Below are 13,343 nucleotides of genomic sequence, written 5' to 3' on the forward strand. Positions count from 1 at the left end.
CATGATCTGCTCCAGATTCCGCCTCTGTCGGCGGTGACGAACGGGAAACGGGTCATGACCGCGACGAAGTGGACCAAGAGGAGCCTTGCCGCGCAGGCCATGGGCAAGATCGACCCGGCCACACGGGGCGTCGTGCCGCCGATCCATGTCTCGACGACCTATATCCGCGACGAGGATAACGGCTATTCGACCGGCTTCATCTATGGCCGGCCGGACAACGAGACGGTGCATGAGGCGCAGGCCGTGCTCGCCATGCTGGAGGAGGCCAAGGCCGGAGCGCTGCTGTTCGGCTCCGGCATGGCGGCGGCGACCGCCGTTTTCCAGGCGCTCTCGCCCGGTGACCATGTCGTCGCCTCCAAGGTGATGTACTGGGCGCTGCGGGCCTGGCTGCTCAACGAGGCGACGCGCTGGGGCATCAAGGTCGATTTCGTCGAGACCGACGATCTCGCTGCATTGAAGGCGGCGGTGAAGCCGGGCGCGACGAAGCTCGTCTGGATCGAGACGCCGTCGAACCCGCTCTGGACCATCACCGACATCGCCGGGGCGGCCGAGATCGCGCACAAGGCCGGCGCCAAGCTCGCGGTCGACTCCACCTGCGCCTCGCCAGTCCATACCCGCCCGCTGACGCTCGGCGCCGATATCGTGATGCATGCCGCGACGAAGGTGCTGAACGGCCATTCCGACGTGGTCGCCGGCGCGCTCTGTGCGCGCGAGGACGACGAGTTCTGGAACCGGATCAAGACGGTTCGCAAGGGCCAGGGCGGCATTCTCGGGCCGTTCGAGGCCTATCTGCTGATGCGCGGCATGCGCACGCTCCACGTCCGGCAGGAGCGGCAGGCGGCCTCGGCGATGACGCTGGCGCAGCGTCTCTCGGCCCATCCGCTGGTGGCGCGCGTCCTCTATCCCGGCCTGCCGCAGCATCCCGGCCACGACATCGCGGCGCGGCAGATGGAGAACGGCTTCGGCTTCATGCTCTCTGTGCAGGTCACCGGCGGCGAGGGTGCAGCGATCAAGACAGCCGCTCATGTCGAACTCTACAAGCGCGCGACCTCGCTCGGCGGCGTCGAGAGCCTGATCGAGCACCGCGCCTCGATCGAAGGCGCAGGCTCGCCCTGCCCGACCGATCTGCTGCGCCTTTCGACCGGCATCGAGGATATCGACGACCTCTATGCCGATCTCGATCAGGCGCTGAACGCCGGGCATCACGCTTAAGGCGTTTGCCATGACCGTGACAGGCTCCGCCCCCAAGCCGGCCAGTCAGACGGTCGGCAAACTCCTCCTCATGGTCACGGCCCTGGGCTGGGGTCTCAACTGGTCCGTGCTGAAATTCGTCCTGCAGGACTGGCCGCCGCTCTTCGCGCGGGGGACGGCCGGCCTGCTGGGCGCGCTCTGCCTCGCCCTGCTGGCCTTGGCTCGCGGCGATAGCCTCGCCGTACCACGGGAAGCCCGCGCGCCTCTCGTGGTGGCGGCATCGATCAACGTCTTCGCCTGGATGGGCTTCACCGCGCTCGCCCTGAACTGGCTCAAGGTCTCGGAGGGCGCCTTGATCGCCTATTCGATGCCGATCTGGGCGATGATGCTCGCCTGGCCCCTGCTCGGCGCGCGTCCGACCCGACGCAGCCTGGTCGCGCTGGGCCTGAGCATCACAGGCATGGTCGTGCTGATGGGCGGGCCTGAATTCTCGGCGGCCAAGCTGCCCGGCGTGCTGTTCGCCTTCGCGGCGGCCGTGCTGTTCGCACTCGGCACCGTCAAGGCGCGGAAACCCCTCGCCATGCCCGGCCCCGCCGTCGCCGCGTGGCAAGTCGCCCTCGGCTGCCTGCCGATGGTGGCGCTGGGCGTCATGCTGGAACAGCCGCAGATCACGGCGCTGTCACCGCGAGGGGCGTTGGGGCTTGCCTACATGGCCGTCGGCCCGATGGCACTCTGCTACCTCACCTGGTTCGGCGCGCTCAGGCGCCTGCCGACCGCGGTTGCGGCCACCAGCATGCTGATCGTTCCCGTGGTGGGTACGCTGACCGCCGTGCCGCTGCTGGGCGAGACGCTCGGCCTGCGGGAAGCGGTCGCGATCGTGCTGACCATCGGCGGTGTCGCCCTCGCGCTTCGGCAATAATCCTCGCCGCCGTGTCGCGCCTGGCAGACAGCCGGCAGGGCTGGATCGCAGCCGCCTTGGAGCGCCCCTGAAATTTCCTTAAACTGCGACTTGCAGATATTTTAAGCTTGAAACATTATGGTCTGCGCGAGCCATAGAAATCCATAGGGGAACGCGGCCGCGCTTCAACTTCGTCCGGGAGAGCATCGATGACGGCATTCAGGTTCGGTCTGGCACTCGGTTGCGGCGCGCTGGCGCTGTCGATCGCCTCGGCACAGGCGCAGGAGCCGATCAAGATCGGCGTGGTCAGCGTGCTGACCGGCCCGGCCGCCTCGCTCGGCCAGCAGGTCCGCGACGGCTTCCAGCTCGCCGTCGACAAGAACGGCGGCAAGCTCGGCGGCGTGCCGGTCAAGATCACCGTAATCGACGACGAATTGAAGCCCGATGTCGCGGTCGAGCGCGTGCGCTCGTTCGTCGAGAGCGAGAAGCCTGCCTTCGTCGTCGGCCCGGTCTTCTCGAACATCCTCGGCGCGATCGCCAAGCCGGTGCTCGATTCCGGCGCCTTCCTGATCAGCCCGAATGCGGGCCCCTCGACCATGGCCGGCAAGGCCTGCAACAAGAACTTCTTCGTCACCTCCTACCAGAACGACCAGGTACACGAGGTCCTCGGCAAATATGCGCAGGACCAGAACTACAAGCGCGCCTATATTATCGCGCCGAACTATCAGGCGGGTAAGGACTCGCTCGCCGGCTTCAAGCGCTACTTCAAGGGCGAGATCGTCGACGAGGTCTATGCCCCGCTGAACGCGATGGACTTCTCGGCCGACCTCGCCAAGATCGCCTCCTCCAAGCCCGATGTCGTCTTCGCCTTCCTGCCCGGCGGGCTCGGCGTCAACTTCGTCAAGCAGTGGTCGCAGGCCGGCCTGCAGGGCAAGATTCCCTTCCTCTCCGCCTTCACGGTCGATGAATCGACCCTGCCGGCGCAGCAGGACGCCGCAGTCGGCCTCTATGGCGGCATGACCTGGGCGCCCAACATGGACAACGCGCAGACGAAGGATTTCGTCAAAGCCTACGAGGCGGCCTACAAGATCGTGCCCGGCTCCTATGCCCAGCAGTCCTACGACGCGGCCATGCTGATCGATTCCGCCGTGAAGGCGGCGGGCGGCGCCGGCAATGCCGACAAGCTGCGCGACGCCATCAAGAAGGCCGACTTCACCTCGCTGCGCGGCAAGTTCAAGTTCAACACCAACGGCTACCCGATCCAGGACTTCTACCTCGTCAAGGTCGCCAAGCGCGCCGATGGCAAGTTCCAGACCGAGATCGCCCAGAAGGTGTTTTCGGACTACGCCGATCCGCACGCCAAGGATTGCGCGCTGAAGTAAGGCAAAGCGCCATCCTCGGGCGAAGCGCAGCTTCGACCCGGGGATCTCCTCGTCACGAGATGCCCGGGTCAGGCCCGGGCATGACGTCCTGTGACCGGCCCTGACATAGGACCGCGCGATGACCCTCAGCCTCCTGATCGTCCAGCTCCTGAACGGGCTCCAGTTCGGCGTCCTGCTGTTCCTGGTCGCGGCCGGGCTGACGCTGGTCTTCGGTGTGATGGACTTCATCAACCTGGCCCATGGCGTCCAGTACATGCTGGGCGCCTATCTCGCCGTGACCTTCGTCTCGTTGACCGGCTCCTTCCTGCTGGGGCTGGTGCTGGCGCTCGCCGCCGCGCTGCTGCTGGGCCTCGCGCTCGAATTCCTGGTCTTCCGGCATCTCTATGAACGAGACCATCTCGACCAGGTGCTGGCGACCTTCGGATTGATCCTGCTGCTCAATCAGGCGGTGAAGATGATCTGGGGCGCGGCGCCGCTCTCGGTGCCGGTGCCGGAATTCCTCTCCGGCAATGTCCGGTTGATGGACGGCATCCTCTACCCCGTCTACCGCTTCGCGCTTATCGCAGCCGGCCTGGGCGTCGGCGCGCTGCTCTGGTTCGTCGTCGAGAAGACGCGCACAGGCATGCTGCTCCGGGCCGGAGCCTCAAACGCGCCGATGGTCTCGGCGCTCGGCGTCGACATCCGCAAGCTGTTCATGATCGTCTTCGCCTTCGGCACCATGCTCGCGGGCTTTGCCGGGGCGATGGCCGCGCCGATCCTCTCGGTCGAGCCCGGCATGGGCGACACGGTGCTGATCCTCGCCTTCGTCGTCATCGTCGTCGGCGGCATCGGCTCGATCCGCGGTGCCTTCGTCGGCGCACTGATCGTCGGCCTCGTCGATACGCTCGGCCGCTCCTCGATGAACGACCTGCTCCGGCTGTTCATGGCGCCGGCATCGGCCCGCGCCACCGGCGCCGCGCTCTCCTCGATGCTGATCTACCTCGTCATGGCGGCGGTGCTCTTCGTCAAGCCGGACGGTCTACTGCCGGCCAAGGGACGCTCCTGAGCATGGCGAGCGCTCCTCCGAATCCCGCCGCAGCCACGGCGAGGCGTCCGGCGCCGACGGTGCGCCGGCTCGCGCCGCTCGTCATCTTCGCCTTGCTCGCCCTGCTACCTCTCGCCTCAATGCTCGGTCTGCCCGGGCATTGGCTGACACTGGTGACACGGGCGATGATCTTCGCGATCGCGGCACTCTCGCTCGATCTCATCCTCGGCATCGGCGGGCTGATCTCCTTCGGCCACGCCGCCTATATCGGCATCGGCGCCTATGGCGCCGGCATCCTGATCACCGAGGGCCAGACGGAACTTCTGGTGGCGCTGCCGGTCATCCTGCTCGCCTGCGCCGTCTTCGCGGCCGTGACCGGCTATGTCTCGCTGCGGACGCGCGGCGTCGCCTTCATCATGATCACGCTCGCCTTCGGGCAGATGGCCTTCTATTTCGCGCAGGCGCTCTCGGCCTATGGCGGCGATGACGGCCTGACGCTCTACGAGAAGAGCACGCTGCTCGGGCGCGAGATATTCAGCAACCGCACCGGCTTCTACTATATCGCGCTCGGCACGCTGGCAGCCTGCTATTGGCTGGCCCGGCGCGTCGTCGCCTCGCGCTTCGGCCGGGTGCTGCGAGCGGCGCGGGAGAACGCCGTGCGTGTCACCATCACCGGCTACGACGTCAACCATGTCCGGCTCGGTGCCTATGTGATCAGCGGCATGATGGCCGGCCTGTCCGGCTTCCTGCTCGCCAACCAGACCGACTTCGTCAGCCCGGCCTATATGTCCTGGTCGCGCTCGGGCGAACTGATCTTCATGACCGTGCTCGGCGGCGTCGGCTCGCTTTATGGCGCGATCCTCGGCGCGCTCGCCTTCCTGATCACCGAGGACGTGCTCTCGTCACTGACGCAAAACTGGAAGATCATCTTCGGGCCGCTGATCGTGCTCTTCGTGCTGTTCACCCATGGCGGCATCGCCGGCCTCGTCAGCAAGCTGAGGGGGCGCCGCGATGGCTGAGCCGGCGCTCGCATTGAAGGGTCTCGCCAAGTCGTTCGGCGCGCTCAAGGTCACCAATGGGGTCGACCTCACGATCGCGCCGGGCGAGCTCCACGCGCTGATCGGCCCGAACGGTGCCGGCAAGACCACTCTGGTCCATCAGATCTCCGGGACGCTCCGGCCGGATGCCGGCGCGATCCTGTTCGGTGGCCAGGACATCACCCGCCTGCCGCCGCAGGCACGGGCGCGGGCCGGGCTCGCCCGCACTTTCCAGATCACCTCGACGATTCCCTCGCTCTCCGTGCTGGAGAATGTCGCGCTCGGCGTGCAGGCGCATAGTGCCAATCCACTCTCGCTCTTCCGCGACGCTGCCCGCGACGAGGCGCTGAACGCCCCCGCCTGGGAAGCGCTCGAAGCAGTCGGCCTCGCAGAGCGCGCCCATGCGCCCGCGGGCAGCCTCTCGCATGGCGAGAAGCGCGCACTGGAGATCGCGATGGCGCTGACGCTGCAGCCGAAGCTCATCCTGCTCGACGAGCCGCTGGCCGGGGTCGGCCATGAGGAGGGCGAGCGCTTGATCGCGCTGCTGAACAGCCTCAAGGGCCGCTTCGCCATGCTCCTGGTCGAGCACGACATGAGCGCCGTCTTCGCGCTCGCCGACCGCGTCACCGTGCTGGTCTATGGCGGCGTGATCGCCTCCGGCGAGCCGGCGGCGGTCAGGGCCGACCCGGCCGTGCGGCAAGCCTATCTCGGCGAGGAGGGGTGAGATGCGGGCACATTGCTCTACCCTTGTCATTCCGGGGTTTCGCGAAGCGAAGAACCCGGAACCCACGACTGGGCGAGCCCTTCCCAACGCAACTGGACCATCGAAGCCAGTCGTGGGTTCCGGGTTCGCTGCGCGCCCCGGAATGACAAAGACGGAGCGCTCATCATGCTGAGCGTTGAAGGGCTCGATGCCGGCTATGGCGAGGCGCAGATCCTGTTCGGGGTCGATCTTGCCGTCGGCGAGGGAGAGGTCGTGACCCTGCTCGGTCGCAACGGCATGGGCAAGACCACGACCGTGCGCTCGGTCATGGGACTGTTACCGGCGCGCGCCGGGAAGATCGCCTTCGACGGGCGCGACCTAACCGGTGCCGCACCCTTCCGCATCGCACAGGCCGGCATCGGGCTCGTGCCCGAAGGCCGCCAGATCTTTCCGACGCTCTCGGTCGAGGAAAACCTGATCGCGACAGCGGCAGACCGCTCCGGCAAGAAGCGCTGGGATCTCGAGCGCATCTACGCCTTTTTCCCGCGTCTCAGGGAGCGGCGCGAGAACCGCGGCAACCAGCTCTCCGGCGGCGAGCAGCAGATGCTGGCGATCGGACGGGCGCTGATGACCAATCCCAAGCTGATCATCCTCGACGAGGCGACCGAGGGGCTCGCGCCTTTGATCCGCGAGGAGATCTGGAACTGCCTGACGGCCCTGAAGGCGGAAGGCGAGTCGATCCTCGTCATCGACAAGAATGTCGACGCGCTGGTCCGGATCGCCGATCGCCATGTCGTGCTGGAGAAGGGCCGCGTCGTCTGGCGCGGCTCCAGCGCCGAACTACGCAGCGACAGCGCCGTGAAAGATCGTTTCCTGCATTTCTAGCAGATGATGTCACCGCCACCCGGCCCAAAGCCGGCAGATGAGGAGAGCAAGACCCATGAACCCGCTGACTGCCGGCGTGACGCGCGCCAATGAAGGCCTGGAGGGCATTTCCTGGAACATCCTCGGCCAGACCTATGTGCCGAAGACGCTGACGGAGGAGAGCTTCTCCTGGCATGCGACCCTGCCGCCCGGCACCTTCGTGCCGCCGCATATCCACACGACGCAAGACGAGTTCATCTACATGCTGGAGGGCCGGCTCGACCTGCTGCTCGACGGCAAGGAGAGCTTCGCCACCGCCGGTGACCTGATCAAGCTGCCGCGCAACATCCCGCACGGCCTGTTCAACAAGAGCGATGCCACGGTGAAGTGCCTGTTCTGGGTCTCGCCGACCGGCCGGCTCTATGATCTGTTCTGGGGCCTGCATTCCATGACCGAACAGAAGCCGGCCGATGTCGTCGCGCTCTCGGCCAAGCACGAGGTCGACTTCCTGCCGCCTCCGCCCGACGCGGGTTGAGGGTAGAGAGGGCCCTGAACGAAAACGCTCTGTCATCCCGGGCTGGACCCGGGATCCATTCCCGAGCGCCTCCGACTGAGGTTCAGGAATGGATCCCGGATCTTCGCTTCGCTGCGTCCGGGATGACCGGCGCTTTTCTGGTTTCGGGGTCGCGGTGCTACTTCTTCCGCGCCAGTTGCTCCGCCGAGAAACCAGCCTTGCCGGCATAGCCCTTGACGATCTGCTCGCGTGAGGCGCGGTCGAGCACCTTCTCGATATCGTCGAAGCCCTGCGGCGCCAGCGTCTCGACCGCGTCGATCACGCGCTCCGGCCCGCCGACGCGGTTCATCGCCACGACCTCCGCCGTCGCCGGCAGGCGCTCGGCCTCATAGGCCGCCAGCGCCTGGCGCGGATGCTCGGCCTTGGCCAGCCAGTCGGCGAGGCAGCGCGCATCGAGGATCGCCTGCGAAGCACCGTTGGAGCCGACCGGATACATCGGATGCGCGGCATCGCCGAGCAGCGTGACGCGGCCATGGGTCCAGCGCGGCAGCGGGTCGCGGTCGCACATCGGATATTCCCAGAACGTCCCGGTCGCCCGGATTAAGGCGAGGATATCGACACCGGGCACGCTGAAGCGCCGCGCGAAGGGCAGCACGTCCTCGAGCCGGCCGGGCTTGGACCAGGCTTCCTTCGGCGGCGGCCGCTCGGGATCGCCGGTGCGGATATTGACGACCCAGTTCAGCAGGCGCGTCTGCGGCGTCGCGCCCGCACCGATCGGATAGAGCACCAGCTTGCCGGCCATGCCGCCGGCGATGATCATGCTCTCGCCGTCGAGGAAGACCGGCCAGTCGCAGGCGCCGCGCCACATCTGCACGCCCTGCCAGCGCGGCGGCCCCTGGTTCGGGAAATAGAAGGCGCGCACGGCGGAATGGATGCCGTCGGCCCCGATCAGGATATCGCCGCGCGCCGTCTCGCCCCCCTCGCCGAAGCGGGTGTCGCTGAAATGCGCGGTAACTCCGCCCTCGTCCTGGATGAAGCCCTGCAACCGACGGCCGGTCCGGATGGCATCCTCGCCCAGCCGCTCGGCAACCGCATCGCGGATGACCTTTTGCAGGCGGCCGCGATGGATCGAGAATTGCGGCACCGGCGCGCCCGCATGCAGGCCGCGCAGCTCGCTCCAGACCGTCTGCCCGAAGCGGTTCATGTAGTGCAATTCGCGCGTGCGGATACCGACCGCGTCGAGCGCCGGCAGCAGGCCGAGATCGGCGAGTTCGCGAATGGCATGGGGCAGCGTGTTGATGCCGACGCCGACCTCGCGGATCTCGCTGGCCTGCTCGTAGACCGTCGCGCCGATGCCACGGGCATGGAGCATCAAGGCCAAGGTCAACCCGCCGATGCCGCCGCCGACAATGATCACCCGCATGACGTCGCCCCTCAGCGATCTCGATATTTTAAGTTTGAAATATCTCGGTTTGCCTTGTCAATGCGCAGGTGCGACCGCTGACCTCAGCGTCACGTTCCCGATGAGCCACGGCGCGGCAAAGGCCGTCTCCTGCCTGTCCTTCACGCTATCCGCGGCGAGCCCTTGGCGATCGTCAGAGAATCCGGTGGCGCACGTCGACCCTTGCGCGCTGCCTGGACCCGCCTGCACGAACCGACACGGGCCATGTCCTGCTGGACGGGGCGGACGCCCAGGTCTTGCTGAACCGCGATGCCGGACGATTCCGGCGCGCCGTGCAGGTCGTCTTTCAGGACCCCTATGTCAGCCTCAACCCGCGCCGCACGATCGGCAGTTCGATCGGTGACGGCCTGCGGCTGCACAAACTCTGCGCGCGCAGCGAACGTCGTGGCCGTGTCGGCGAATTTCCGAGCCGCGTCGGACTGTCGGACAATTATATCGATCGCTACCTGCACTAATTGTCGGGGAGCCAGCGCCAGCACGTCGCCAGCGCACACCCGTTGCCCCTTCGCGCAGGAGCGCTGCACCAAGGAGTTACCGCCTCTGCGCCAGGTCGCCGGGCGCGGCGTGCGCTGCCATCGTGCCGAGGAGATGGTCGGGACGCAGTTCGCGGCGTGAGCATGGAGCTTTTGCCGGATCAGGGCTATGCCGTTTGCGGCACCGTTCTCGGTTTCACGAGACGGCCATTCGATGAACTCCCCGATCCGACCGAACCCGATCGAAGGTCGCCTTCATCCCGCTGGCCATCGCCGATTGCTGTTCCACGATGACCTGCAGCTTTGCGCCATGAGCCGATGCGAAGGAGCGCTCCGCAGCGCTCCAGGCCGGCATGATCCATGGCTTGCGCGCCGCTGCGCAAGCGGCCGCGATCCGTGCGATATCGGCCTGATCAGCTTCGGCGAAGCGATAGGCCCCTCGCCCGCGCGTCAGCGAGAGGTCGGAAGGGCCGATGAACACGCCGTCGACAGTCGGCAAGGCAAGGATGGCTTCGATATCGGCCAGCGCCTCCGCCGTCTCGATCATCGGATAGCAGGCCGTCGCCCCGTTGTCGGCTTCGAAATAATCCTGGGACGGAGTGCCATAGCGGACGGGGCGGGAACCGGCATAGCTGCGGCTGCCCAGAAGCGGGTATTTGGCGGCCTGGCAGACAGCGGCAGCGTGGGCCGCCGTACCGATATGCGGAATGACGACGGCGTTCGCGCCGAAGTCGAGAGCCTGCTGGATCGGCTCGGCCTGCGGTCCCGCGACCTTGACCATGACGGTGAGGCCGAGAGCCCGCGCGAGCGGAATGAGCTTGTCGAGATCGGCCAGCGACAATGTCCCGTGCTCGACATCGAGCACCAGCGTCTCGTAGCCGATATCGGCGGCCATCTCGATGAAGACAACATCCGGAGCCGAAAGCCAGCAGCCGAATTCGGGAAGAGCGCTCATGGTCGTCATGCCTGGCTCGCGAAAGGCAGGCGGCGATGCTGGGCCAAGGGAATGCGCTGGCGGGCGGTTGCGACAGCCGCAAGATCCAGGCGAGTCGCGATGATGCCGTCGCCGAGGGCGCGGCGGGCGACAACCGTGCCCCATGGCTCGACCACGAGCGAATGGCCGTAATTGTACAGAATCTGCCCGTCCTCTTCGTAGGCTCCCTCCTGCCCTGGCGCGAGAATGAAGCACTGGCTTTCGATCGCCCGCGCCCGCAGCAGCGCCTCCCAATGTTCCTTGCCTGTATGCAGGGTGAAGGCGGCGGGAACCGCTATGACCTGGCAGCCGGCATCGGCCAGCGCCCGGAAGAGCTCCGGGAAACGCAGGTCGTAGCAGATCGTGCAACCCACCCTGACGCCGTCGAGATCGAAGGTGACGATCTCGCTGCCGGCCCCGTAGATCTTGCCTTCGTCATAGACCGTGCCGTCCGGCGCGGTGATGGCGAAGAGATGGATCTTGCGATAGCGCGCGACTTCCTGCCCTTCGCGGTCGAAGACGACGCTGGTGTTGAAGACCGCCTCGCCGTCACGCTCATTGAGCGATCCGCCATGGATGTAGATCTTGTGCCGCGTCGCGAGGTTCTGCAGCATCGTATAGGCCTCGCCGCCGGGGCATGGCTCCGCGGCGTCGCGTTGCGCCTGGGCGTCGCCGCCATAGAGCGTGAAACATTCCGGCAGAACGACCAGATCCGGCCTCTCCTCGGCGCAGGCCTGCTCGATCAGGCGCTGCGCTTTCGCGAGGTTGGCGGCCTTGTCCTGGCCGGCATTCATTTGAATGAGCGCTACTTTCATGGGTGCTTGCATCCGGTTGTGATGGTGAAAATCGGCTCGGGCTACGGCGAGAGCGCCGGTTCAGCCGGCGATTGCCTTGTCGTTTTCGGCTCGTCTCCAGAGCTCCCCCAGCCGACCAGTCGACACGAAAGTTCTCGAACGCAGGGTCCGAACTCCGGCTTCAAATCGTGTTCCACAGCGACGTTTCCTCCACGGTAGAGCTCGGCGCGACGTTACGCGATCCCTCAGCCCGGAAGAACGGCGTGTTCGTTTGATATGAAGCTGATACTGTCGAAATCGACAGATCAACTGCCTGAATCGGCAAGCCGATGGACGACCTCGACCACCGCCTGATCGCTGAACTTCGGATCAATGCCCGATCCACGGTTCCGACATTGGCCAAGCTTCTCGGCGTCGCCCGCGGCGCCGTTCAAATCCGAATGGATCGCTTGCTCGCGAGCGGGATCATTGCCGGGTTCACGGTGCGGCTGAAGGAGATGGAATCCACCGATCGGATACGCGGTGTGATGATGATCGAGTTGGAGGGGCGCAACGTGAAGAGCGTTGTAGCGGCCCTGCGGAAGAACCCAGGATTTTCAGGGCTTCATACGACCAACGGTCTCTGGGACCTCGTAGCGGAAATCGAGGTCGCGGACATGCCCGCGTTCAACCGACTGGTGAGCGGCATCCGGATCATGGAAGGCATCTCCAAATCCGAAACGCACATCCTCCTGGGACCGGCATAAGCCCGACACCAGTTGCAATGCCAACGCTCTTGAGAGGCGCTGACCGAGCTGCGAATGCATGGATCGCGATCGGTTGGAGAGCGCGTTATTGATTAGGCATGAGGGCGAAATCAGTAGCAGGAACTGATCGGCGGGCAGGCCGTTGAGTGTCTCGCAGCGATGAGGTTCTCCATGGCAAAAATTTTGAAATCCACGCCGGCGGATGGGCCCAACGGAGCATCTCAACTCCCTTCGGTAATCGTCACGAGCTACAATCTTGAAGCCAGGGATGAAGACGGCTTCGTAGGGGACAAAGCGCGTCGTGGCGCGATCTTCGATCACTTGGAGGAACTGCGTGCGGCATTCCGGGAAACCGGCGAGGATCCGATCGATAAGCCAAGCGAAGAGCTGAAAAAGAAGGACTTGGATGCGATATTAGCCGGCGACGATGCCGGTGCGGCAGCTTTGGTGCATAGCGCGATCGAGAAATATGCCGAGGCCTTAGCATCGGTCGTCCGCCGCTTTTACAGATTTAAAGCTTGGTCTTCCGTCGAACGGATAGTTGTCGGCGGCGGCTTTAGGCAGAGCCGAGCCGGCGAGCTCGCTATCGGACGCGCCGCGATCATCCTTCGTAGCGAGCGCCACGCCGTAGATCTTTTGCCGATCCGAAACCACCCCGACGAGGCGGGTTTGCTTGGCAACGCGCACATCGCTCCGAAATGGATGTTCGAGGCCTTTGATAGCTTGATCGCAGTCGACATCGGCGGTTCGAACATTCGTGCCGGCATTGTCGAGTTGCGTCAGAAAAAGGCGACCGATCTAAGTAAGGCGCGTGTTTGCTCTTTCGAGCTGTGGCGTCACGCCGATGAAACTACAAAGCGCGACGCGGCAGTGAAGCGGCTTGGCGAGATGATACGCAGCCAGATTAAAGAAGCCGAAAAGGCTGGGCTCAAAGTTGCTCCATTCATTGGCATCGGATGTCCCGGCATTATTCAGCCGGACGGTAGCATTGATCGGGGAGCTCAAAACCTACCCGGAAACTGGGAAAGCAGCCGGTTCAATTTGATCGACGAGGTCAGGCAAACGGTTCCTGTTATAGGCGAGCACGAAACGATGGTTAGCATGCACAATGACGCCGTCATCCAGGGCCTCAGCGAAGTGCCTTTCATGCAAGACGTTAAAAACTGGGGTGTGCTGACAATCGGTACGGGGCTCGGGAACGCGAGCTACGAGAATCGAACGAGTGAGCGGGGTTCAGCTCCATAGGCCAACTCTCCCGAACTTAATCGATGCGAGAACGTTG

At 65.2% G+C, this 13,343-nt stretch carries 14 protein-coding genes; 11 read left to right on the top strand and 3 right to left on the bottom strand.

What is annotated here, in order from left to right; genetic code table 11:
* Positions 1–54: 54 nt before the first annotated feature.
* The 8 genes from Q9235_RS23810 to Q9235_RS23845 all read left to right on the top strand — a co-directional run bounded on the left by Q9235_RS23810 (position 55) and on the right by Q9235_RS23845 (position 7,634).
* Complete coding sequence (locus Q9235_RS23810) at positions 55–1,212, top strand: trans-sulfuration enzyme family protein (protein WP_306224281.1); 1,158 nt, start codon at positions 55–57, stop codon at positions 1,210–1,212.
* Between the two features lie 10 nt (positions 1,213–1,222).
* Positions 1,223–2,110, top strand: a complete 888-nt coding sequence (locus Q9235_RS23815; protein ID WP_306224282.1) for a DMT family transporter — start codon at positions 1,223–1,225, stop codon at positions 2,108–2,110.
* A gap of 188 nt (positions 2,111–2,298) precedes the next feature.
* A complete protein-coding gene (locus tag Q9235_RS23820; protein ID WP_306224283.1) occupies positions 2,299–3,471 on the top strand; it encodes an ABC transporter substrate-binding protein in 1,173 nt (390 codons plus the stop codon).
* A 118-nt stretch (positions 3,472–3,589) separates the two neighbouring features.
* Positions 3,590–4,516, top strand: a complete 927-nt coding sequence (locus Q9235_RS23825) for a branched-chain amino acid ABC transporter permease (RefSeq protein ID WP_306224284.1) — start codon at positions 3,590–3,592, stop codon at positions 4,514–4,516.
* Between the two features lie 2 nt (positions 4,517–4,518).
* On the top strand, positions 4,519–5,514 hold the full coding sequence (locus Q9235_RS23830; protein ID WP_306224285.1) for a branched-chain amino acid ABC transporter permease: 996 nt from the start codon (positions 4,519–4,521) through the stop codon (positions 5,512–5,514).
* Positions 5,507–6,256 carry an ABC transporter ATP-binding protein gene (locus Q9235_RS23835; protein WP_306224286.1) on the top strand — a complete coding sequence of 250 codons (750 nt, stop codon included), beginning with the start codon at positions 5,507–5,509 and terminating at the stop codon, positions 6,254–6,256. The genes Q9235_RS23830 and Q9235_RS23835 overlap by 8 nt, the downstream gene beginning before the upstream one ends.
* Positions 6,257–6,421: 165 nt before the next feature.
* Positions 6,422–7,120: an ABC transporter ATP-binding protein gene (locus Q9235_RS23840; RefSeq protein ID WP_306224287.1), complete on the top strand. Its 699-nt coding sequence runs from the start codon at positions 6,422–6,424 to the stop codon at positions 7,118–7,120.
* Positions 7,121–7,175: 55 nt separating this feature from the next.
* Complete coding sequence (locus Q9235_RS23845; protein WP_306224288.1) at positions 7,176–7,634, top strand: cupin domain-containing protein; 459 nt, start codon at positions 7,176–7,178, stop codon at positions 7,632–7,634.
* Positions 7,635–7,791: 157 nt separating this feature from the next.
* Here the strand turns inward: Q9235_RS23845 and Q9235_RS23850 are convergent, their stop codons facing one another.
* Positions 7,792–9,036, bottom strand: coding sequence for a flavin-dependent oxidoreductase (locus tag Q9235_RS23850; protein ID WP_306224289.1), 1,245 nt, complete (start codon positions 9,034–9,036; stop codon positions 7,792–7,794).
* A 275-nt stretch (positions 9,037–9,311) separates the two neighbouring features.
* Here Q9235_RS23850 and Q9235_RS23855 point away from each other — a divergent pair, with 275 nt between their 5' ends.
* Positions 9,312–9,530, top strand: a complete 219-nt coding sequence (locus Q9235_RS23855) for a hypothetical protein (protein ID WP_306224290.1) — start codon at positions 9,312–9,314, stop codon at positions 9,528–9,530.
* A gap of 214 nt (positions 9,531–9,744) precedes the next feature.
* Here Q9235_RS23855 and Q9235_RS23860 read toward each other — a convergent pair whose 3' ends face one another.
* Both Q9235_RS23860 and Q9235_RS23865 read right to left on the bottom strand, forming a co-directional pair.
* Complete coding sequence (locus tag Q9235_RS23860) at positions 9,745–10,503, bottom strand: HpcH/HpaI aldolase family protein (protein ID WP_306224291.1); 759 nt, start codon at positions 10,501–10,503, stop codon at positions 9,745–9,747.
* 5 nt (positions 10,504–10,508) lie between these two features.
* The gene (locus tag Q9235_RS23865; protein WP_306224292.1) at positions 10,509–11,336 is read right to left on the bottom strand and encodes a carbon-nitrogen hydrolase family protein; all 828 of its coding nucleotides are present in this window, start codon (positions 11,334–11,336) and stop codon (positions 10,509–10,511) included.
* A gap of 308 nt (positions 11,337–11,644) precedes the next feature.
* Here Q9235_RS23865 and Q9235_RS23870 point away from each other — a divergent pair, with 308 nt between their 5' ends.
* Positions 11,645–12,061 carry an Lrp/AsnC family transcriptional regulator gene (locus Q9235_RS23870; protein ID WP_306224293.1) on the top strand — a complete coding sequence of 139 codons (417 nt, stop codon included), beginning with the start codon at positions 11,645–11,647 and terminating at the stop codon, positions 12,059–12,061.
* 171 nt (positions 12,062–12,232) lie between these two features.
* Positions 12,233–13,306, top strand: a complete 1,074-nt coding sequence (locus tag Q9235_RS23875) for an ROK family protein (protein WP_306224294.1) — start codon at positions 12,233–12,235, stop codon at positions 13,304–13,306.
* Positions 13,307–13,343 lie beyond the last annotated feature (37 nt).

Origin of the sequence: Bosea beijingensis, assembly GCF_030758975.1 — a bacterium.
Taxonomy (GTDB): Bacteria; Pseudomonadota; Alphaproteobacteria; order Rhizobiales; family Beijerinckiaceae; genus Allobosea; species Allobosea beijingensis.